Source organism: Geoglobus sp. (assembly GCF_054018175.1).
Window position 1 is genome coordinate 1 of sequence record NZ_JBPLZQ010000097.1, and the last position, 19,196, is coordinate 19,196.

Below are 19,196 nucleotides of genomic sequence, written 5' to 3' on the forward strand. Positions count from 1 at the left end.
GTTTCCCGGGGTTATCCCCCACCCGAGGGCAGGTTGTCCACGTGTTACTGAGCCGTCCGCCGGTGCTTGCATCCCCGAAGGGATACAAGCCCCTTGACTCGCATGGCTTAGTCCCAGCCGGATAGCAGCGGCCTCTGGCAGGATCAACCAGAATTGGCGGGGGAAAAGGTGAATACGTCCCTTCTCCCGCCGGATTTACCTTGCTGGCAAGCCCATCTCAGACGTGTCCCCTCTGGACACGTCCTCCCTCACTATACCGCGGGTGGGAACACCGCCCCTCATCCCGGGCTTACGCCCTTTCGGGGCCCTTGCCGGACCCGCGGTTTTGGTAATTTGTTATTGGGACTTTGTGATTTATAAGCTTTATCGTTGCCCCCTCGCCCTCGAAGGGCGATTCTTAGCTTGTTTATCTCGGATTTATAAACATTTCCCATGCCTCAGGGGCTTTCCACCACCGGAAAACCCCCGCACCTCGTGGAATTAGCTGGTACGGGCTGGAAATATAAACCTTTTGGATGAAAATTGTTAGTGAAAAATTATGGTAAATTAGAAATACGGTGCCCGGAAGTTACGTTACATGGAAGAGTGTTTCGAGTGCATTGAGAAAGTGATAAGGGAGAGAAGATCGCACAGGATATACGACGGCAGGCCCGTTGAGAGGGAGAAGCTCGAAAAAATGATAGAGCTCGCGATGTGGGCTCCCTCGGCTATGAACAGACAGCAGTGGTTCTTTGTGGTGGTCTCCGGTAAGAAGCTCGACGAACTCAGAGATACTCTGAGAAAGGGATTCGACCACATACACGACAGGCTGAAGAGGTTCTACGCCGACAATCCGAAGGTGATAAGCTTCACTAAGCAGTTTTTCGACAGCCTTGGAAACGCTCCGGTTGTGGTCTTTGCCTACTACACACCAACGGGCGACGACTACAGCGACGTGCAGAGCGTATCAGCTGCAATCCAGAACATGCTGCTCGCAGCTCATGCAATGGGTCTCGGAACGTGCTGGATGACGGGACCGGTGCATGTTGAAGAGGAGATAAACAGTGCACTTGGCGTGGAGGGCAGGAAGCTCGTGGCTGCAATAACAGTCGGATACCCTGCCAAAAAACCACCCGTGCCACCGAGAAGAGAAGTGGAAAAGAAAGTTGTGTGGATGCTGTGACTACTTTCTGATGAACTCGCTTAGCCTGTCCCCGAGTTCAGAAATCCAGTCAACCCTTCCGGGAGGGTGAGACTCCTCGCCCCTGACAATTTTTTCGATTATGTCTGCCACCTCTTCCGGAGACTTGGAAGTCGTATCGATCTCATGAACCTCTTCGCAGACTTCAAGGGCCTCAACGAGGATGTAGTCGATTATCTCTGCCTCAAGATTTTCTAAAATTTTCTCTGAGCTCCACCCCTTCTCCCCCATCCTCCTCCTGAGCTCCACCGGATTGCACCTGAGCACCACGCACTTTGCGGAGATGTGATGGCTCAGGTGGCCCTCTACAAAGTCCGCGTTGAATTCATCCTCACTGAACCTCTCAACGAGCTCATCCAGGTCTATCACGAGCTCCCCGTCGTCCTCATACAGGCATCCGTGTTGTTCGGCAATTTCATTCACGTGGATTACCCTGTAACCCCTTTCCCTAAGAACGTTTGCCACGCTTGTTTTCCCAACTCCAGGAGTTCCAGTTATTGCGAACACAGCACCTCCTCCAGAGACCTGAGAAAGTAATCGTTCTCATCCTCCCTTCCAACGGTGACCCTCACGGCATTCCTTCCAGCACCATCAAAGCTGGACAGGTCCCTGACGATCACCCCTCTCTTCTCAAGCTCATGAGTCAGGACGTAGGAGTCAAGTCTCGTTTCGAGATATATGAAGTTCGCTTCTGAATCGTGTGGCCTCGAGAACTTCTTCAGCCGCTCGACAAGTCTCTTCCTCTCCCTGATAATCTTATTCACCGCATCTCTCATCCAGTTCATGTCATCCAACGCAGCAAGCCCAGCCCTGATTGCGAGAGTTGAGAGGGGAAACGGAGGATTGAACCTCATGAACTCCCTTCTGACGTGGGGGTGCATCACACCATAGCCGAGCCTGAGGTTCGCCAGTCCAAACGCCTTTGAGAACGTCCTGCCAACAATCACGTTCTCATATTCCGCAAGCCTGATGAGCTGCTTGTCGGTGAACTCGGCATACGCCTCATCTATGAACACAAAGCCCCTGACCGACTCGACCACATGCCTCACGAACTCGAAGTCCTCAACGTTCCCGGTGGGGTTGTTGGGAGAGCATATGATCGTCAGTTTCGCGTGCTCGTCAAATTCGACCATCCTCCATCTCTCATCCCTGCGAGCCCGCACTTCCCTCGCCCTGTATATCCTCGAGAGTATTGAATAGTAGGGGAATGTCGGTGGAGCGAAGCAAACCCTGTCTCCTGGATCAATCAGCATTTTAAAGACCGTCTCGAGTACCCCGTCCATGCCGGACGATATCGCGATCATGTCGCTTTCGTAACCAATGTAATCGGATATTGCCTCCCTGAGCTCCACAGGATCTGAAGGAGGGTAGATGCTGGGAGAAAAGTCTCCTCTCAGTGCTTCAATCACTCTGGGGGAACAGCCGTATGGATTCTCGTTTGAGGCCAGCTTGATAACCCTGTCAAGCCCGTACTTTTTCCGGATTTCTTCAACACTTTTTCCGGGAACGTATTCCGGAATTCTACCAAGGTCACTCCTCATCCTTCTTTATCACGAGTTCAAGTTCACTCCAGTCCTCTGGCACACCCTTGAGCGTGGAGATCAGGGCAGCAATTACCTTGAGAAAAACGTCACTGACATACCTGTTCAGCGGGATCTTTTTCCCATCTATTTTCAGCTCTATCACAACCATCACCCCCTGTAGTACGGCTCTCTGAGCATTACGGCCTTCTTTATGGCGTTTATTAAGCTTTCCCCCTTCAGGCCCCGAATGTCAACGAGGTTGTCGTTCCTCATCAGGCACGGTTTTATCCTGCCGTCTGCAGTCACCCTGATTCTATTGCATGCCGAGCAGAACTCAGAGTTGTCAACGGGCTTCACCAGCTCCACCGCACAATCCTCGAAAACGTACTGCTTCCTTCTCTGCATGCTCCTGACCCTCACCTCTTTCGCGTTCTGCTCGAACTTCCTTGCGAGCTCGTAAACGTCGAAGTGACCCTCGCCATTGTAGTTCAGGTTCACGAGTTCTATGAGCTGCAGTATCACGTTTCCCCCGAACCCCCTGACAAAATCCACCATCCTGTCTATCTCATCGAGGTTGAAACCCGAAATCAGCACCATGTTTATCTTTACGGGAGTGAGTCCTGCATTAACGGCCTCGCCGATTCCGTCCAGAACCTTTTCTATCTTCCCACCGCGGGTCATTATCCTGTACTTTTCCTCGTCGAGTGTGTCGAGGCTCACGTTGACTCTGCTCAGACCGGCCTGCTTTAGCTCGTGCGCATACTTGGTCAGGAGCGCCCCATTAGTGGTCATGGAGATTTCGTCAAAGTCCGGCATCTTCTCCACAATTTCCACGATGTCTCTCCTTATTAGGGGCTCACCTCCAGTTATCTTGACTTTTCTGACACCAAGGCTCCTGAAAGCACCGGCAATTTCTGAAATCTCGTCTGGGGAGAGCTCGCTGTCCGTCAGGTAACCTTCCCGGTGGCAGTAAAAACAGTTGAGGTTACACCTCGATGTAACAGAAATTCTCAGGTTGGTTATTCTCCTCCCGAAAGCATCGACGAGCATATCTCCTCAGCCCTTTTAAGGTCGTCAGCTGTATTTATGTTGAAAAACGAAATGAGGTTTTTATCAATTTTTCTGAGACAGTCCACACTGTAAAGAAAAACCCTGTCGGCTCTGAAAACTGGGGCGAGAATCTTTCTTTCATTATCTGCAAAACTCTTCTCTATCTCGGGGATTAGGTCGGGAGAGTAAATGGATGCCAGAGGTTCAAACCTGCCGTCCTTCCAGTAAGGCATGAGAACGCTCGCATTTAGCCTCACTGAGCTGACGAAGAGCTCCCTCATAACACCCTCCCTCAGAAACGGCATGTCTGTGGCCACCACGGCAGTCCTGTCTTCAAAGTATCTCAGAGCAGAATATATCCCCGCAAGAGGACCGAAATTCTCGACAAAATCGATCGTGCATTCCACACCATCAAACAGCTCGGTCTGATCCCTGTTCCTGCACACAACCACCACATTCCATGAGGAGAATTCCTCAAGCAGGATATCTATGACTCGCCTTCCACACACCACCATCTGTGATTTTTCAACTCCGCCGAGGCGTCTCCCCTTCCCACCGACGAGGATTGCAAGGTTCACGGCCTAAGGTGGTTAGCTATTTAAATAAATTGATTGGGGTAGTGGCATGGACATCATCGATGAGCTGAGGATGTACAGGGACAGAGACATTCCGTACTCGAGAGTTCTTAGTTCGATGTGCACAACCCCTCACCCTGTGGCACTCGAGGCCCACAGGATGTTCGTGGAAACGAACCTTGGAGATCCCGGCATTTTTGTGGGAACGACTGAGCTCGAGAAGAAGGTAATAGAGATGCTTGGAGAGCTGCTTCACCACAGAAACGCCGCAGGCTACATTTCATCCGGAGGCACGGAGGCGAACATACAGGGAATCAGGGCTGCAAGAAACCTCAGGAGGGTCAAAAATCCCAACATCGTGATACCCAAGTCAGCCCACTTCTCATTCGAGAAAATCGGGGACATACTCGGCGTTGAGATAAGGAGAGTTTCGCTGGACGAGGACTACAGGGTCGATCTGACGGAGGTCGAAAGAGTGGTGGACGAGAACACCGTCGCTGTTGTTGGAATCGCTGGTACAACAGAACTCGGACAGGTGGATGACATAGAGGGTCTCGGAAAAATTGCAGCTGAAAGGCAGGTATTCATGCACGTTGATGCGGCCTTTGGTGGTCTCGTACTCCCTTTCCTGAATAGAGAGGTCCCGTTCGATTTCAGGGTAGAGGGAGTGAGTTCAATAACGGTTGACCCCCACAAGATGGGCATGGCCACGATTCCCGCAGGGGGCATTCTCTTCAGAGGGGAGGAATTCCTGAGAGCCCTGGAGGTCGAAACCCCCTACCTCACGTCAAAGTACCAGTACACCCTTACAGGAACCCGTCCGGGAACCGGTGTTGCCTCAACATATGCAGTCCTCAAGCACCTGGGCTTCGAGGGTATGAAGGAGATCGTGGACAGGTGCATGGACAACACCAGAATTCTGGTCGAGGAAATGAGGGCGGTTGGCTTCGAGCCAGTCATAGAGCCGGTTATGAACGTTGTTTCATTCCACGCAGAGAGACCGGAAAAGCTGAAGGAAGAGCTGTACAGAAGAAGGTGGGTCATCTCCACGATAAGAGAGCCAAAGGCCATCAGAATGGTTATCATGCCCCACGTAACTGAAGACGTCATCCTTAACTTTGTATCAGAGCTGAAGAAGGTGGTAAAGGAAGTGTGACGCAACATTAATGTCTGTTATCGAGAAATAGCTTAGCCGATGATACTCGGAATCTCGGGAAGCCCGAGGAAGAGAAGCACCTATGCTGTGCTTTCCCGTGCACTCGAAACCATGAGTGAGATGGGGTACGATGTCGAGCTTTTCTCCGCCCACAACAGCAGAATCGAATTCTGCAGACACTGCGACGTATGCATGAAAGGTGGGGGGTGCATCCACAGCGATGACGTGGTAAGACTCTACGACCTTATTGAGGAGGCAGATGGGATCGTTCTTGCCACACCCGTCCACAACGGTGGAGTTTCGGCCCAGCTGAAGGCAATAATGGATCGAATGAGAGCTCTGCTGTTCAGAAACCCAGGCGCACTTGCCGGCAAGCCCGGAATGGGCATAACCGTTGGAGGAGACAGAAACGGTGGTCAGGAACTCGCCCTGATGCAGATTCACGCCTTTTTCATAATCAACCGCATGATCCCGGTTAGCGGTGGAAGCTTCGGGGCTAATTTCGGAGGGACATTCTGGAGCAGGGACGTTGAAGGAAACGCGGAGAGGGATGCAGAGGGTCTGAAAAGCCTGGAAGCGACGGTGAAAAGGTTCACTGAATGGGTGGAAAAAGCCAAAAAGGTCAGAGAATCATCCTGAGGAAGCGCCTCGTCCTTTCCTCCTTCGGATTGGAAAATATCTCTTCGGGAGTTCCCTCCTCGACTATAATCCCGTGGTCCATGAATATCACCCTGTCTCCAACCTCCCTCGCGAAGCCCATCTCATGCGTTACCACCAGCATCGTCATACCCTCCCTCGCAAGCCCCCTCATGACCTCAAGCACCTCCTTCACAAGCTCTGGATCGAGGGCAGAGGTGACCTCGTCGAAGAGCATCACCTCAGGATTCATTGCAAGTGCCCTCGCAATCGCCACCCTCTGCTGCTGCCCTCCCGAGAGCTGGTGGGGGTAGTAGTTGGCCTTGTCCTTCAGCCCCACCTTTTCGAGCAGTTCCATCCCTATTCTGTAAGCTTCGTCCTTATCCATACCCTTTACCTTTATTGGCGCGAGGGTCACGTTCTCTATGGCGGTGAGGTGCGGGAAGAGGTTGAACTGCTGGAAGACCATGCCGATCCTCTGCCGTATCCTGTTTATGTCCACCCTGTCGGAGGTTATCTCCTCATCGTCCAGAAAGATTCTGCCTGAAGTTGGCTCCTCCAGCCTGTTTATGCACCTCAGCAGGGTGCTCTTCCCGCTACCAGAGGGGCCAATTATAACCACAACCTCCCCCTTCTCAACTGAAAGGTTAACCCCTTTCAGCACGTGAAGGTCTCCGAATCGCTTGTGGAGGTTTTCAACCCTTAACAGCATACTTACCAATCCTCCTCTGGTAGTAGTTCACCAGTCTGCTCAGCGGGATGGTCATGAGCAGGTAGAACAGTGCAACGCCGATGAACGGAGTCCATGCGTTGAATGTGGCCGAAACGATCTGTCTCCCCACTCTCGTGAGCTCCACTATGGATATCACCGAAAGCAGTGAGGAGTCCTTGAGCAGCGCTATGAACTCATTGCCCAGTGCAGGCATTATGTTCCTGAACGCCTGCGGAAAGATCACGTACCTCATCGCCTGAAGGTACGTCATGCCGAGAGACCTTGCTGCCTCCATCTGTCCGTGTGGCACTGACTCTATCCCTGCCCTCACTATCTCGGCGATGTACGCTCCACTGTTGATGCTCAGAGCTATTATGCCCGCAGGCTCCGGAGAGAGATTCACGCCGATCGCGGGAAGACCGAAGTAGACGATGAGGATCTGAACGAGGAGAGGTGTTCCCCTGATGACCTCCACGTAAAACGTGGAGAGGTAGTGAAAAACGGGGTTATGCGATACTCTCGCCAGACCTGCAACGGAGCCGATTATCAGGCCGAAAAAAGTTGAAATCGTGGTGAGCTTGAGCGTCATGAATGCCCCGAATGCGAGATCCGGAAGGATGTTTATGAAAAGCTCGGGGTCAAACTGGTTTATCCCTACCATGGGCACAAAAAAGTTGGAAGATTTTAAACCTTACTCATCTCACCCTCCGAACCACTTCTTGTAAATCTTGTCGTAGGTTCCGTCCTCCTTCATCTCCTTGAGAACCTTGTTTATTGCCTCGAGAAGAGCTGGGTTGTCCTTGTTCACCGCTATTCCATAATACTCCGGCTCGAAGGTCTTGTCCTCTATGACCTCAAACACGTCCGGGTTGTTCTTCTGCGCGAGGTATGCGACGAAGTTGTCGATTATTGCAGCGTCAATGTCCCCCTTCTCGATGGCCATAAGTGCCGAAGGTGTGTCCTCGAACTTTATCAGCTCGAACTCTATGCCGTTCTCGATGAGCTTCTGGGCTGCGAAGTCCCCTGTCGTTCCGAGCTGAACACCCACCTTCTTTCCTGCAAGATCCTCCACACCCTTTATTCCAGAGCCCTTCTTCGCAAGTATGACCTGCTTTGCCTCAAAGTACGGATCGCTGAAGGACACCTGCTTGGCCCTTTCCTCTGTTATTGTCATTGCAGAAATTATCACGTCGTACTTGTGGGCAAGCAGTCCCGGAATTATTCCGTCCCATGCCGTGTTCACAATCTCGAGCTCGAGTCCGAGCCTCTTCGCAATTTCCTTTGCCAGATCTATGTCGAAACCCTCATACTCGCCCGTCGTCTGGTTGGTGTACTCGAATGGAGGATAGGCGACGTCGCTACCTACAGTCAGCTTGCCCGGGTTCACGAGCTTCAGCTCTGCCTTCTGCTCCGCAGCCTTCTCAGGTGTGGGCGTTGGTGCTGCAGCCTTCTCCTCCTGCTGTGCACAGCCAGCGAGCACCACTCCGAGAATCAGCAGTACGATAAGCACCTTCCTCAAGCTACCACCCCGCGAAAGCCTTACCCCGGAAGTTTATAATTTTTCCTGAAGGATTCCGCTAACTTGGGCGAATAAAGAATAGCTATTTAAAGACACGGCGCCAAGGTTCAGGCATGACAAGGAAGGTTCTCGTCTGTCCGGTCTGCAAGTCAACCGACATCGAGCTCGACACAGGTGGAGTTTCCGGCAAGTACTACTGCAAGAGCTGCGGATACATAGGAAGCTACGTCCTCGAGATGAGCGAGGGTGAGTACGAGGAGATGCTGAAGATGGAGGAGGTCGAAAAGAGGCACGATGAAAAAGAATGAGAAACTTCTCAAAAATTATATATCCATCCCGCCAAGGCATGGCATGGGCGCAGTGATCCACAACGGCAGCAGGGCAGTGGTGTGCTTTCCCGCCGAATCTGTTGAGTCAGGAGAGATCAACCTCCTGATGAGGAACTGCGACAGGATAATCCTCGCGATGCCCTGGAAGGAGATAGTCTCCCTCAACCTGAACAGGTTCAGGTTCTACAATGGCAAGTACATTCCAATTGACTTCTCTGAGAACGGGAGTGCCGGAAAAAAGGCAGAATTCATAAGGAGACTCGTCAGAAGGGAGGTTGAAAGCCGGGAGGTCGTTTACCCCGGCAGCATCTTCGTCGAGGAGGCAAAGGAAGGTGGTGTTCTCGAGAGGCCGTTCTTCGGAGAGGCCGCGATGGACTTCGCCAAGCTCAGCAACCACGGACGCTTCGCAGTTTACGGCTTCCTGATGAACGAAAACGGAGAGTACGCGGACGTAAAATTTGCCGAAAAGTTCGCCAGAGAGCATGGACTCGCATTTCTCTCAATTCAGGAGATAATATCCAGAAGGCTGAAGGAGGAAAAGCTCGTAAGGAGGGTTGTAGAGGCGACTCTGCCAACAAAGTTCTACGGCACGTTTAAGGCCGTAGGTTACGAGACCCCTCTCGGAGAGATAGTGGCGCTCGTGAGGGGTGAAGAGCTGCGGGACGTGCCCGTGAGGATCCACTCCGAATGCCTCACTGGAGACATATTTCACTCCCTCAGGTGTGATTGCGGTGAGCAGCTCGAAAAGGCGCTGAAGAAGATAGATCGGGAGGGCAAAGGGGTTCTCATTTACATGCGCGGGCACGAGGGCAGGGGAATAGGGCTGCTGAACAAGCTGATGGCATACAGGCTGCAGGAAGAGGGCAAGGACACGGTCGAGGCGAACCTCGAGCTCGGATTTCCGTCTGACATGAGGAGCTACGGAATTGCCGCACAGATTCTGCTCGACCTCGGAGTCAGGAGGGTGAGGCTGATGACCAACAACCCGGAGAAGATTGAGGAACTCAGGGCTTACGGCTTTGAAGTGGTGAGAGAAGCAATAGAGGTCGAGCCGAGCAGAGAGAACTTCATCTACCTGAAAACGAAGAAGGAGAAAATGGGGCACCTGATATGCATAAACGACTGATCAGAGCTCCTCTTCCCAGGTCAAAATGGTGTGGGTGTAGGTGCCTTCCTCCTCCCTTATCCCCCTCTTGACCTCGGAGACGTGAGCGTGCTTAGCCCCTATTTTCTCCAGAATGTAGTCCACCGCCTTCTCAGGGTCCGAATCCCCGCAGGTGTAAACGTCGAGGGCCGCATAACCGAGCTCCGGCCACGTGTGTATTGAGATGTGGGACTCCGCGACGATAACCGCACCTGAAACTCCAGCCGGCATGAACTTGAAGAAGTACGACGCCTTCACGGTCATCTTCGCGTGCCTTGCAGCGTCCTTGAAAATCCTCTCGATCTTCTTAGGGTCCGAAATCACGTCCGCATCGCACCCCGAAGCCTCGACTATTATGTGTATTCCCTCAGTTTCAACCACGGGGACCATCGCTCAGAATACGTCGCTGGAATTTTAAACTTATCCCCGATCTGATGGACCCAGCATTATCCCGAACTGTCCCGCTTTTCCCTCTCCTTCCACTCTAAGTAGCTGCAGTAGGGGCAGAAGGTCCAGGGCTTCCCCTTGGAGGGTCTTATCCTCAGGATGCTCATGCCATGCTCGTCACACTTCTTCGCCGTCACCTCGAGCCTGCCCTTCTGAGGCAGCGGCAGGGTGAACCTGCACTCAGGATAGCCGGTGCACCCTATGAATCTCCCCTTGGCCTTCCTGATCTCCAGCTCCTTCCCGCATTCGGGGCATACGCCAACCACCCTGTCCCTCTTTATCCCTTCCCTGATGACCTTTCCGAGCTCTTCAGCATCGACCTTCTCAAGGACGTTCTCGAGAAACCTCGCACTCTCCTCAACAACCTCTTTCTGGTCGAGCTTCCCCTCCTCAATCTTGTCCATGTCCTGCTCGAGCTTTGCAGTCATGTCTGGAAGGGTTATTACCTCAGCCTCCTTCTTCAGCGCATCAATTACAGCGAACGCTATTTCGGTAGGGGTTATCGGGTTCCCTCTCACGTAACCTCTCGTGTACAGCTTCTTCAGTATCTCGTGTCTCGTGGACTTCGTGCCGAGGTTGTGTTTTTCCATCAGCTTGATTATCGAGCTCATCGTGTACCTGCCAGGTGGTTTGGTCTTCTTCTCGTGAAGCTTTTTGGACAGGACCTGGAGCACCTGTCCCACTTCGAGCTTTGGAATGTGAGTCTCTTCAGTCTTCACGTACGTGTAGACCTCCCTCCAGCCCATCCTGACGATCTGCCTTCCGGAGGCTTTGAATGTCTCCCCGTTCGCATCAATCTCGACCTGCCTGACAGACCAGATTGCCTCCGGCGACAGTGTTGCGAGGAACCTCCTCACCACCAGCTCGTAAATTCTCCACTCGTCCTTGGACAGGTCGTTTCTGCTGGCTACTGCTACAGGGTGGATCGGGGGATGGTCTTTCGTTTCCCTCTTCCCCCTTGATGGCTTCATGTGGCTAAGGGCTATCTCCGCCTCCTTCCTGAACTCGGAGTTCAGGAATTGCTTCACTATTGCCTTGAGGTTGAGGGACTTCGGATAGACCGTGTTGTCAGTCCTCGGATAGGAGATGTAACCGTTCATGTACAGATTCTCTGCGATGTTCATCGCTCTGTCGGGCGGCATGAACTTCCCCGCCTCTCTCAGAAACTCAGTGGTGTTGAACGGCACTGGCTTTCCTTCCACGACCTCCTTTTCCACGAATTTTCTAACAGTCGCCTTCCTGCCAATCCTCGCAAACGCCCTCTCAGCCTCATCCTTCTTAAGGAACCTCTTAACGTGCTTAGCCTCAAACTTCTCGGAGTTTTTGAAAACGGCCGTGATTTCCCAGTAAGGCGTAGGAACGAACTCCCTGATCTCCTTCTCCCTCTCCACAATGAACCTGAGAGTTGGAGACTGAACCCTTCCAACGCTCAAGAAGTCCTTCCCCATCCTGCCTGAGGACAGAGATATGAGCCTCGTCAGTACAGCTCCCCACATGAGGTCGACCACCTGCCTCGTCTCAGCGGCCTTCGCGAGGTTGTAGTTAACCTTAGTCCTGTTCTCAAATGCGTTCTTAATCTCCTGCGGAGTTATGGCCGAGTACTTCGCCCTGTCAACACTTACGTTCGGGTTTACCTTCCTGATTATCTCGAGGGCCTCAAATCCGATCAGCTCACCCTCCCTGTCGTAGTCTGTTGCTATAGTCACAAGACTGGCTTCTTTAGCAAGTTTCTCGAGTGCCTGAGCTATCCTCCTCTCCTTGACCCTCTTTACAAGCTTCGCCCTGAGCAGTGACTTCAAGGGCACCCTGCTCCAGTTGTTGTACTCCTTTGGATAGTCGAGCTCAACTATGTGGCCCTTGAGCCCAATAACCGCGCTCTTTCCGTCTTTCGAGTAGTAAACGTTTATTCCGTTGACCTTCTTCGTGCTTACGCCACCAAACAGGATGTTCGCAATTCTTCTCGCGGTGTTATCCTTTTCTGTCACTATCAGCCACATTCAGAACCATCTCCAGGTATGACGTTCTTATGCTTTTCTCCCTGCTGAGGCCGAGTTTTCTTGCATAATCAAACAGCTTTTCCTTGGCACTCTCAACCTCATCACTCTCCATCTCAAGCTCGACGAAGCCACCAAGATCATCAAGCCAGTCCACGCAGATCGTGATCTCCCCATCCCGGTAGATCCACCTCTTTTTCCTGACCTCGCCTGCAATCCTGAAGCCAAGTTTCTGGAGGATTGCAACCATTCCGTCGAAGTCGTCCAGCCCCACCTTGATTTCTTCCCTGGTCTTCGTTTCGGGATCGACCTTTCGGCCCTTGTAGGTAAGAGTTATGCCCTCAACGTCATTCCTGACCCTCAGCGCCTCGTCAGTCTCGGCAAAATCCCTGCACGGATGGTTGAAGTAGAGATCGTACTCCTCCTTTTCAACCACGAATTCGGCCATGCTTTCAACGATCCGTCTGACCTCGTCCAAGTTCTCGACGGCAAACTTGACCTCGACCTCCATGACTCGCGTTGAGGTGGGCGAATTTAATCTTAACCATACATTTTTAAATCTGAAGCTCCAGCGGGAAAGAGAGGTGATGACTGTGATCAAAAAGGGCGACTTCGTCAGGATTGGCTACACGGCGAAGCTTGAAGATGGCACGGTAATTGACTCCACGGACGAGAGTGTTGCGAAGGAGCACGGAGTTTACGAGGAGGGTGCAAGGTACGGGGACATAGTCGTCGTCGTTGGAGAGGGGCATGTGCTCAGGGGACTGGACGAGGACCTTGAAGGCAAAGAGGTGGGATACAAGGGCACAGTCGAGGTCCCGCCTGAGAAGGCCTTCGGAGAGTATGACCCGGACAACAAGGAAGTGGTGTCAGTAACCAAGTTCAGCGAGAGGCCTGTGCCGGGACAGAGGGTCAGAGTTGGAGAGAAGACGGGGACCGTTGAGAAGGTTATCGGAAGAAGGGCAATTGTAGATTTCAACCACCCGCTCGCAGGGAAAAAGATAATCTTTGAGTACGAGATTAAAGAGCTCATAGAAAAACCAGAGGAGAAGGTGAAGTACCTGTTCCTGATCTATACCGGCAGGGAGCTTGTTCCGGAGATCGAGGACGGCAGGGTTGTTGTGGAGGTGCCGAAAGACGCGGCGTTCAACCAGTACTTCCTGCTGGGGAAGTTTACAGTGGTTGACCAGATATTCAAGCACCTGCCTGAGGTGAAGGAGGTCGTCTTCACCGAGAAGTTCGAGAGACCAGATGTGAAGCAGGATGAGGAAAAGGAGGTAAGAGAAGACGGTTCTGAAAGCAAGGAAGATTCTCAGGAGGAGTCTGATGCTGCAAAAGAAGAATAAACCATTTTTGTTCAATCCCCTTCACAACTCTTCTCTCAGGTCTATTACCCTCCTTGCCTTCCCCTCGAACCTCTCCAAGGTCCCCTTCTCGACGAGTTCGACGTTTACCCTTATGTTGAGCTCCGTCTGGAGAGCCCTCGAGACTTTCCGCTGAATCCTCCGGAAGTCTTCAAGCTCTCCGGTGAATATCTCGTCCCTCATCTCTACCTTCACCGTGATCTCATCCAATGAGCCGTTTCTGGTTATCAGCACCTGAAAGTGATCCCCGACCTCCGGAATGTTCATCAGCACGTGCTCAATCTGGCTCGGGTATACGTTTATTCCCCTGACGACGATCATGTCGTCAACCCTTCCGAGTATTCTGTGTATTTTCGGATGTGTCCTGCCGCAGCTGCACTTCTCGTATTCCATTATGTACGTCATGTCTCCGGTCCTGTACCTTATCAGCGGCATCGCCTCCTTGGTCAGCGGTGTGAGGACGAGTTCACCCCTCTCCCCTTCCGCCAGCGGCTCCCCAGTTTCAGGATCCACGACCTCGACGAAGTAGTGGTCGTGCCAGATATGGAGGCCGTTCTGCTCCTCACACTCAAACGCCACTCCGGGACCGTTCATCTCGCTCAATCCGTAGCTGTCGAACGCCTTAATGTCGAAAGCATCCTCCAGTCTCCTCCTCGTGTTGTCGCTCCATGGTTCAGCGCCAAAACACCCGATCCTCAGGGGTAAGGACCTGGGATCTATCCCCTTCTCCTCCGCGACCTCCTTTATTCTGAGCGCGTAGCTTGGAGTGGCATGAATCACAGTTGTGCCGAAGTCGAGCATGTACTGCAGCTGCTTTTCCGTGTTGCCCGTGCCGCTCGGCACCACCATCGCACCCAACCTCTCTCCGGCGTAGTGAAACCCGAGGCCTCCGGTGAACAGGGTGTAGCTCACCATGTTCTGGAAAACGTCCCCCTTTCTCACCCCGACCATGTAGAGGCATCTCGCAACCATGTTTATCCAGTTCTCGAGATCCCTCGCAGTGTAGGCCACAACCTTCGGCTTCCCGGATGTGCCGGAAGACATGTGAATTCTCACAAGCTCCGACCTGTCCACTGCCATCAACCCAAACGGGTAATTTGCTCTGAGGTCCTCCTTAGTCGTGAAGGGGAGCTTCGCTATGTCCTCTCTCTTCCTAATGTCGTCCGGATGAACGCCAGCATCCCTCATCTTCCTCCTGTAGAATGGAACGTTATCGTAAGCGTGCCGCACAACCCATCTCAGCCTCTTGAGCTGAAGCTCCTCAAGCTGGCTTAGCGGCATGACCTCCTCACGTTGCCAATAGTTACCAAATGGCATAGCAGGAAATCTCGATGGTGTGGTTAAAAAATTTTTCAAATCAGTATGGATTCGAGATTCGAAATTTTATTGGATGACTTTAATTCATCAACGGCACTGAAAACGAGTTTCGGAGCTGAAAATCTTCCAAACGTAAATTATTCACCGGAAAGAGAGAACCTGCTCAGCAACGAACGGTGTTAACGAAAATCAGAGACACTACAAAGGTTAAAATCTGAAACACTTCAAAAGAATTTTATATCACCAAGGCGTAATACGATCATGGCAGAAGAGCCGCACGTCGACTTCAACTCCAAGATTCTTGCAAGGATGCTCGCGAGGGCGTACGTGGCAGAGCACACGGAAACTGAGGCCATCAGCGAGGCGATGCTCCAGCTCGGAGATGAGAGCATTTCTGAAGTTCTCTTCAGGCTGATAAAGGATAACGAGCTCCACAAACTCATGATAGAAATGATGATCGAAAAGCTGAACTTCAGCATCGACGAGTTTAAGGAGTACTCGATAAAGGTAATAGGGGTCAGGAGGTTCGACTTTACCGACGAGTTCACGCCCAAGCAGCTCAACGAAATACTGAAGTGGGAGAGGTGGGCGAGGGACTACTACCGGAACCTCCTGAATCAAGACTATAGCAGAATAGCCGAAGAATTTGGTGATGAGGTCGTTGACTACATAAAAAGCGGACTTGAGAAACTAATAAAATGGGAAAAGATGCATGCAGAGCTTCTTCAGGAGCTAATGTCAAAGGCCTGAATAAAAATTTGAAAGAAATCAGAGCTGGCTTGTGGCGAGCTTGATGTCCTCTACCTTGACCGTTTTTCTACCGGAATGCTTCGCAAGCTCGACAGCCTTCTTACCCACCTGAATAGCGTACTCCTCAATCGCCTCTGCGAGTGCCTTCTTCGCATCCTCACTAACCCTCTGGGCTCCGGCCTTCCTTATAATTCTCTCAACAGGTGCAAGTGGCAGCTCCATCAAAACACCTCCTTAGCTTTTTTCGAGTAGAAATTAAGTAATTCAATTATATAAATTTTTGGGTTCATCGAAGGCCTCAAAGCTAACCGTTTTGACATTGGCATTACATGCGATGCTGACTGGTGCACACAGTTCCACCCCTATCTCCTCGACATGAAATCAGCAAAGTATATACCACAAAACCCCAAATCAACCATCATGAAGAGGATCTTCGCCCCGTGGAGAATAAGGTACATAACGTCTCCGAAACACGATGGATGCATTTTCTGCGACTTTCCCAGGGAGAACAGGGACGAAGAGAGACTGATAGTGCACAGGGGAGAGACCTGCTTCGTGATCATGAACAACTACCCGTACAACCCGGGCCACGTCATGATTTCACCGTACAGGCACGTTGGCGAGATTGAGAAGCTCGAAGAAAGGGAGCTGCTGGAGATGATGGTGCTCGCCCAGAAAACCGTGGAGGTTATAAAGCGGGTCATGAGTCCGGACGGGTTCAACCTGGGAATAAACCTGGGAAAGGTTGCCGGGGCTGGAATAGAGGATCACATACACCTGCACATAGTGCCAAGATGGAACGGAGACACGAACTTTATGCCAGTAATAGCGGATGTGAGGGTGATACCAGAAGCTGTGGAGGAGACATACAAAAAATTGAAAGACGGATTCGAAAAGCTTACCTCCCCTTGAATCCGAAGAGGTTTCTTGCAATTATTAGCTTCTCCACCTCTTTTGCACCTTCGTAGATCTCCGTGATCTTTGCATCCCTGTAGAACTGGTTGATCGGGTACTCGTCTATGTAACCATAGCCACCGTGGAACTGCAGCGCCCAGTTTGTGGTCTCGACAGCAACCTCTCCAGCGTACCACTTGGCCATTGCAGAGAGAGTGTTGTCCGGCTTGCCCTGCTCAACCTGCACAGCAGCTGCCCTGTAGGTGAGGGTTCTCGCTGCCTCGATTTTCGTAGCGAGCTCGGCGATCTTGAACTGAATGTACTGGAAGGCTGCAAGCGGCAGGCCAAACGCCTTCCTCTGCTTCACGTAGTCAATCACGAGCTGTAGCGCTCCTCTCGCAATGCCAACTGCCTGCGCGGCAACCCATACTCTGGTTATGTCGAAGAACTCCATCATGTAGTAGAACCCCTTGCCCTCTTCACCGACAAGGTTGCTCTCCGGAACTCTGACGTTGTTCAGACTCACCTCTGCAGTGTCAGTAGCCCTTATACCCATCTTGCCCTTGATCTTGTCAGCCCTGTATCCCTCCCTGTCGGTCTCAACTATGAAGTAGCTTATGCCCCTGTGCCTCTTCTCAAAGCTCTCCATCTCGCTTGTTCTTGCAGTCACGAGGATGAAGTCTGCAATCGATCCGTTGGATATGAACTGCTTGGTTCCGTTCAGCACCCACTCACTCCCATCTTTCACCGCCCTCGTTTTTATGCTCGCGGAGTCACTCCCCGCATCAGGCTCGGTGTTGGCCATGCCCATTATCGCATCTCCGCTGGCAACCTTCGTCACGTACTGCTCCTTCTGCTCCTCGCTGCCGTGCAGTAGCAGAATCTCGACTCCGAAGGTTGGAAGAAGGCATGCAAGTCCGAGTCCCGGGTTCACGGCCGAGAACTCCTCCATCACTATCATCTGCTCAATTGGCCCGTATCCGCCTCCACCGTACTCCTCTGGAATTGCAACGGCGTGGAACCCCAGCTTGGCGCACTTCTTGAAGAGCTCCATCGGGAACTTCTCCTCCCTGTCGCATTCCCTCGCGAGCTCGGGGGTGAACTCCTTTTCCGCAAACTCTCTCGCAGCCCTCCTTATGTCCTCCTGCTCTTCCGTAAACTGAAAACTTATCGCCATGACACCACCTCACGATTATCTATGACGGAATAGTGTATCCGGAAGTATAAAATTCTTTTGGGAGAAATAAAATGCCTGAGAGGCTTTGAAAACGTACAAAAAGTTTATAAATGCTCCACCGCAAAATTGGTAAAAATCATTACAGATTTTGGATAATTAAAACCTTTTCTATTTTCAATCGTGGTTTGGGGGCAGGAAAAGCGAGAAAATCTTATATAATGAAAGAACGTTATAAAAGCGTATGGCAGTAGCAATTATAGGAGCTGGCCAGTCCAAATTCGGGACGAGAAAAGACGTCAACGTGGCAGAACTCGCGTGGGAGGCAGTAAAACCGGCAATGCAGTCTGCCAACGTAGAGCAGAAGGACATTGACTTCATGGTCGTCGGTACGGCGGGAATGTGGAGCAGTGAGGCTGCTGTGCCCGCGCTGATGTACGAGTACGGAAAGTTCGAGGACGTGGGGAGCATGAGGGTCGAGGCCGCATGCGCGACAGGAAATGCTGCAATAAGAGTTGGGTACACCGCAATAGAGAGCGGTGAGGCAGACGTTGTGCTTGTTCTGGGCGTTGAGAAGATGCAGGAGTCGCCAAATCCAACAGTAATTGAGCTGATTGGTAGATTCGGAAGCTACTTCTGGGAGTTCGAGAACTTCGGCCTCACGTTTCCAGGGTATTACGCGCTGCATGCCACAGCATACATGGCCAAGTACGGCGCGACAGAGGAAGACTTTGCGAGAGTAGCAGTTAAAAACCACCACTATGGTGCTAAAAACCCGTACGCCCAGTTCCAGAGGGAGATAAGCCTCGAAAAAGCCCTCAATTCACCGTATGTTGCGTGGCCCTTTAAGCTGTTCGACTGCTCCCCCATCACGGACGGCTCTGCAGCCGTAATTCTCGCAAGCGAGGAGAAGGTCAAGGAGTGGGGCATCGAAGAGAAGATATGGATACTCGGCCAGGGTGTCGGAACGGGCACCGCGAACCTCAGCAGGAGAGAGAGCTTCACCTCTCTGAGATCAGCAGCCTACGCAGCTGAGGTCGCGTACAAGAGGGCTGGAATAGACATTGACGCTCCGTACAAGTACCTCGACGGCGCAGACGTGCACGACTGCTTTACCGCCGCAGAGGTCATAGCCTACGAGGACCTCAGGTTCGCAAAGAGGGGAGAGGGTGTACAGCTCGTCAGAGAGGAGCAGACGTACATTGGTGGAAGGATACCTGTGAACGTGGATGGCGGTTTGAAGGCCAAGGGTCACCCAATTGGTGCCACAGGAGTGAGTCAGGCCGTCGAGGCATGGAAGCAGCTCCTCAATAAGGCCGAAAACGGAAGGCAGGTTGACGTCAAGAACGGAAGATACCTCGCCCACAACGTGGGTGGAACGGGTCACTACAGTTACGTGACCATTTACGGTTTGGAAAAGAGGTGATGTTTT

23 protein-coding genes and 1 rRNA gene are annotated in these 19,196 nt (G+C 52.1%); 9 read left to right on the top strand and 15 right to left on the bottom strand.

Annotation, left to right across the window (positions count from 1 at the left end; translation table 11 throughout):
• Positions 1-154 (bottom strand): 16S ribosomal RNA (locus ACXJJC_RS07400); the annotation flags it as partial.
• Between the two features lie 423 nt (positions 155-577).
• Between ACXJJC_RS07400 and ACXJJC_RS07405 the strand changes: the two genes are divergently transcribed.
• Positions 578-1,162, top strand: a complete 585-nt coding sequence (locus ACXJJC_RS07405; RefSeq protein ID WP_456370632.1) for a nitroreductase family protein — start codon at positions 578-580, stop codon at positions 1,160-1,162.
• Here ACXJJC_RS07405 and ACXJJC_RS07410 read toward each other — a convergent pair whose 3' ends face one another.
• Genes ACXJJC_RS07410 through mobA form a run of 5 tightly spaced genes read right to left on the bottom strand, consistent with a single transcriptional unit; the run spans position 1,163 to position 4,331 of the window.
• A complete protein-coding gene (locus ACXJJC_RS07410) occupies positions 1,163-1,687 on the bottom strand; it encodes an adenylate kinase family protein (RefSeq protein WP_456370633.1) in 525 nt (174 codons plus the stop codon).
• Positions 1,675-2,721, bottom strand: a complete 1,047-nt coding sequence (gene hisC / locus ACXJJC_RS07415) for a histidinol-phosphate transaminase (RefSeq protein WP_456370635.1) — start codon at positions 2,719-2,721, stop codon at positions 1,675-1,677. Before hisC ends, ACXJJC_RS07410 begins: the two co-directional genes overlap by 13 nt.
• On the bottom strand, positions 2,711-2,872 hold the full coding sequence (locus ACXJJC_RS07420) for a hypothetical protein (RefSeq protein ID WP_456370637.1): 162 nt from the start codon (positions 2,870-2,872) through the stop codon (positions 2,711-2,713). Before ACXJJC_RS07420 ends, hisC begins: the two co-directional genes overlap by 11 nt.
• Entirely contained in the window at positions 2,872-3,753 is an 882-nt protein-coding gene (gene moaA, locus ACXJJC_RS07425) for a GTP 3',8-cyclase MoaA (RefSeq protein WP_456370638.1), read from the bottom strand. The genes ACXJJC_RS07420 and moaA overlap by 1 nt, the downstream gene beginning before the upstream one ends.
• Positions 3,723-4,331, bottom strand: coding sequence for a molybdenum cofactor guanylyltransferase (gene mobA / locus ACXJJC_RS07430; RefSeq protein WP_456370640.1), 609 nt, complete (start codon positions 4,329-4,331; stop codon positions 3,723-3,725). The genes moaA and mobA overlap by 31 nt, the downstream gene beginning before the upstream one ends.
• A gap of 46 nt (positions 4,332-4,377) precedes the next feature.
• Between mobA and mfnA the strand changes: the two genes are divergently transcribed.
• Both mfnA and ACXJJC_RS07440 read left to right on the top strand, forming a co-directional pair.
• On the top strand, positions 4,378-5,484 hold the full coding sequence (gene mfnA, locus ACXJJC_RS07435; protein WP_456370642.1) for a tyrosine decarboxylase MfnA: 1,107 nt from the start codon (positions 4,378-4,380) through the stop codon (positions 5,482-5,484).
• Positions 5,485-5,523: 39 nt separating this feature from the next.
• Positions 5,524-6,123, top strand: coding sequence for a flavodoxin family protein (locus ACXJJC_RS07440; protein ID WP_456370644.1), 600 nt, complete (start codon positions 5,524-5,526; stop codon positions 6,121-6,123).
• On the opposite strand, the gene ACXJJC_RS07445 is transcribed toward ACXJJC_RS07440, so the two are convergent.
• From ACXJJC_RS07445 to ACXJJC_RS07455, 3 genes are read right to left on the bottom strand one after another with little or no spacing between them, the layout of a single operon-like run.
• Positions 6,107-6,832 carry an amino acid ABC transporter ATP-binding protein gene (locus tag ACXJJC_RS07445; RefSeq protein WP_456370645.1) on the bottom strand — a complete coding sequence of 242 codons (726 nt, stop codon included), beginning with the start codon at positions 6,830-6,832 and terminating at the stop codon, positions 6,107-6,109. The genes ACXJJC_RS07440 and ACXJJC_RS07445 overlap by 17 nt on opposite strands.
• The gene (locus ACXJJC_RS07450; protein WP_456370646.1) at positions 6,816-7,493 is read right to left on the bottom strand and encodes an amino acid ABC transporter permease; all 678 of its coding nucleotides are present in this window, start codon (positions 7,491-7,493) and stop codon (positions 6,816-6,818) included. Before ACXJJC_RS07450 ends, ACXJJC_RS07445 begins: the two co-directional genes overlap by 17 nt.
• Positions 7,494-7,532: 39 nt before the next feature.
• Positions 7,533-8,351: a basic amino acid ABC transporter substrate-binding protein gene (locus ACXJJC_RS07455; protein ID WP_456370648.1), complete on the bottom strand. Its 819-nt coding sequence runs from the start codon at positions 8,349-8,351 to the stop codon at positions 7,533-7,535.
• A 113-nt stretch (positions 8,352-8,464) separates the two neighbouring features.
• Between ACXJJC_RS07455 and ACXJJC_RS07460 the strand changes: the two genes are divergently transcribed.
• On the top strand, positions 8,465-8,659 hold the full coding sequence (locus ACXJJC_RS07460; RefSeq protein ID WP_456370650.1) for a TFIIB-type zinc ribbon-containing protein: 195 nt from the start codon (positions 8,465-8,467) through the stop codon (positions 8,657-8,659).
• 43 nt (positions 8,660-8,702) lie between these two features.
• Positions 8,703-9,806: a GTP cyclohydrolase II gene (gene ribA / locus ACXJJC_RS07465; RefSeq protein WP_456370651.1), complete on the top strand. Its 1,104-nt coding sequence runs from the start codon at positions 8,703-8,705 to the stop codon at positions 9,804-9,806.
• On the opposite strand, the gene speD is transcribed toward ribA, so the two are convergent.
• From speD to cyaB, 3 genes are read right to left on the bottom strand one after another with little or no spacing between them, the layout of a single operon-like run.
• Positions 9,807-10,214 carry an adenosylmethionine decarboxylase gene (gene speD / locus ACXJJC_RS07470; protein WP_456370653.1) on the bottom strand — a complete coding sequence of 136 codons (408 nt, stop codon included), beginning with the start codon at positions 10,212-10,214 and terminating at the stop codon, positions 9,807-9,809. It abuts the gene before it with no gap.
• Positions 10,215-10,270: 56 nt separating this feature from the next.
• Positions 10,271-12,268 carry a DNA topoisomerase I gene (locus tag ACXJJC_RS07475; RefSeq protein WP_456370655.1) on the bottom strand — a complete coding sequence of 666 codons (1,998 nt, stop codon included), beginning with the start codon at positions 12,266-12,268 and terminating at the stop codon, positions 10,271-10,273.
• Entirely contained in the window at positions 12,240-12,776 is a 537-nt protein-coding gene (gene cyaB / locus ACXJJC_RS07480) for a class IV adenylate cyclase (RefSeq protein WP_456370657.1), read from the bottom strand. The genes ACXJJC_RS07475 and cyaB overlap by 29 nt, the downstream gene beginning before the upstream one ends.
• An 82-nt stretch (positions 12,777-12,858) precedes the next feature.
• On the opposite strand from cyaB, the gene ACXJJC_RS07485 reads away from it, so the two are divergent.
• Positions 12,859-13,611 carry a peptidylprolyl isomerase gene (locus ACXJJC_RS07485; RefSeq protein ID WP_456370659.1) on the top strand — a complete coding sequence of 251 codons (753 nt, stop codon included), beginning with the start codon at positions 12,859-12,861 and terminating at the stop codon, positions 13,609-13,611.
• A gap of 21 nt (positions 13,612-13,632) precedes the next feature.
• On the opposite strand, the gene ACXJJC_RS07490 is transcribed toward ACXJJC_RS07485, so the two are convergent.
• Positions 13,633-14,946 carry a phenylacetate--CoA ligase family protein gene (locus ACXJJC_RS07490; RefSeq protein WP_456370661.1) on the bottom strand — a complete coding sequence of 438 codons (1,314 nt, stop codon included), beginning with the start codon at positions 14,944-14,946 and terminating at the stop codon, positions 13,633-13,635.
• A gap of 261 nt (positions 14,947-15,207) precedes the next feature.
• Between ACXJJC_RS07490 and ACXJJC_RS07495 the strand changes: the two genes are divergently transcribed.
• On the top strand, positions 15,208-15,696 hold the full coding sequence (locus ACXJJC_RS07495; protein WP_456370663.1) for a hypothetical protein: 489 nt from the start codon (positions 15,208-15,210) through the stop codon (positions 15,694-15,696).
• A gap of 18 nt (positions 15,697-15,714) precedes the next feature.
• Here the strand turns inward: ACXJJC_RS07495 and ACXJJC_RS07500 are convergent, their stop codons facing one another.
• Positions 15,715-15,921: a histone family protein gene (locus tag ACXJJC_RS07500; RefSeq protein ID WP_456370665.1), complete on the bottom strand. Its 207-nt coding sequence runs from the start codon at positions 15,919-15,921 to the stop codon at positions 15,715-15,717.
• A 195-nt stretch (positions 15,922-16,116) separates the two neighbouring features.
• On the opposite strand from ACXJJC_RS07500, the gene ACXJJC_RS07505 reads away from it, so the two are divergent.
• On the top strand, positions 16,117-16,608 hold the full coding sequence (locus ACXJJC_RS07505) for an HIT family protein (protein ID WP_456370666.1): 492 nt from the start codon (positions 16,117-16,119) through the stop codon (positions 16,606-16,608).
• Here ACXJJC_RS07505 and ACXJJC_RS07510 read toward each other — a convergent pair.
• On the bottom strand, positions 16,595-17,767 hold the full coding sequence (locus ACXJJC_RS07510; protein WP_456370668.1) for an acyl-CoA dehydrogenase family protein: 1,173 nt from the start codon (positions 17,765-17,767) through the stop codon (positions 16,595-16,597). The two genes, ACXJJC_RS07505 and ACXJJC_RS07510, sit on opposite strands and share 14 nt — an antisense overlap.
• 241 nt (positions 17,768-18,008) lie before the next feature.
• Here ACXJJC_RS07510 and ACXJJC_RS07515 point away from each other — a divergent pair, with 241 nt between their 5' ends.
• A complete protein-coding gene (locus ACXJJC_RS07515) occupies positions 18,009-19,190 on the top strand; it encodes a thiolase family protein (protein ID WP_456370670.1) in 1,182 nt (393 codons plus the stop codon).
• Positions 19,191-19,196 lie beyond the last annotated feature (6 nt).

Excerpts from the sequence above, each read along its gene's own strand:
- ACXJJC_RS07405 (WP_456370632.1), top strand. The coding sequence starts at position 578 with ATGGAAGAGTGTTTCGAGTGCATTGAGAAAGTGATAAGGGAGAGAAGA.
- hisC (WP_456370635.1), bottom strand. The coding sequence starts at position 2,721 with ATGAGGAGTGACCTTGGTAGAATTCCGGAATACGTTCCCGGAAAAAGT.
- ACXJJC_RS07420 (WP_456370637.1), bottom strand. The coding sequence starts at position 2,872 with ATGGTTGTGATAGAGCTGAAAATAGATGGGAAAAAGATCCCGCTGAAC.
- moaA (WP_456370638.1), bottom strand. The coding sequence starts at position 3,753 with ATGCTCGTCGATGCTTTCGGGAGGAGAATAACCAACCTGAGAATTTCT.
- mfnA (WP_456370642.1), top strand. The coding sequence starts at position 4,378 with ATGGACATCATCGATGAGCTGAGGATGTACAGGGACAGAGACATTCCG.
- ACXJJC_RS07440 (WP_456370644.1), top strand. The coding sequence starts at position 5,524 with ATGATACTCGGAATCTCGGGAAGCCCGAGGAAGAGAAGCACCTATGCT.
- ACXJJC_RS07445 (WP_456370645.1), bottom strand. The coding sequence starts at position 6,832 with ATGCTGTTAAGGGTTGAAAACCTCCACAAGCGATTCGGAGACCTTCAC.
- ACXJJC_RS07450 (WP_456370646.1), bottom strand. The coding sequence starts at position 7,493 with ATGGTAGGGATAAACCAGTTTGACCCCGAGCTTTTCATAAACATCCTT.
- ACXJJC_RS07460 (WP_456370650.1), top strand. The coding sequence starts at position 8,465 with ATGACAAGGAAGGTTCTCGTCTGTCCGGTCTGCAAGTCAACCGACATC.
- ribA (WP_456370651.1), top strand. The coding sequence starts at position 8,703 with ATGGGCGCAGTGATCCACAACGGCAGCAGGGCAGTGGTGTGCTTTCCC.
- speD (WP_456370653.1), bottom strand. The coding sequence starts at position 10,214 with ATGGTCCCCGTGGTTGAAACTGAGGGAATACACATAATAGTCGAGGCT.
- ACXJJC_RS07475 (WP_456370655.1), bottom strand. The coding sequence starts at position 12,268 with ATGTGGCTGATAGTGACAGAAAAGGATAACACCGCGAGAAGAATTGCG.
- cyaB (WP_456370657.1), bottom strand. The coding sequence starts at position 12,776 with ATGGAGGTCGAGGTCAAGTTTGCCGTCGAGAACTTGGACGAGGTCAGA.
- ACXJJC_RS07490 (WP_456370661.1), bottom strand. The coding sequence starts at position 14,946 with ATGCCATTTGGTAACTATTGGCAACGTGAGGAGGTCATGCCGCTAAGC.
- ACXJJC_RS07495 (WP_456370663.1), top strand. The coding sequence starts at position 15,208 with ATGGCAGAAGAGCCGCACGTCGACTTCAACTCCAAGATTCTTGCAAGG.
- ACXJJC_RS07505 (WP_456370666.1), top strand. The coding sequence starts at position 16,117 with ATGAAGAGGATCTTCGCCCCGTGGAGAATAAGGTACATAACGTCTCCG.
- ACXJJC_RS07510 (WP_456370668.1), bottom strand. The coding sequence starts at position 17,767 with ATGGCGATAAGTTTTCAGTTTACGGAAGAGCAGGAGGACATAAGGAGG.
- ACXJJC_RS07515 (WP_456370670.1), top strand. The coding sequence starts at position 18,009 with ATGGCAGTAGCAATTATAGGAGCTGGCCAGTCCAAATTCGGGACGAGA.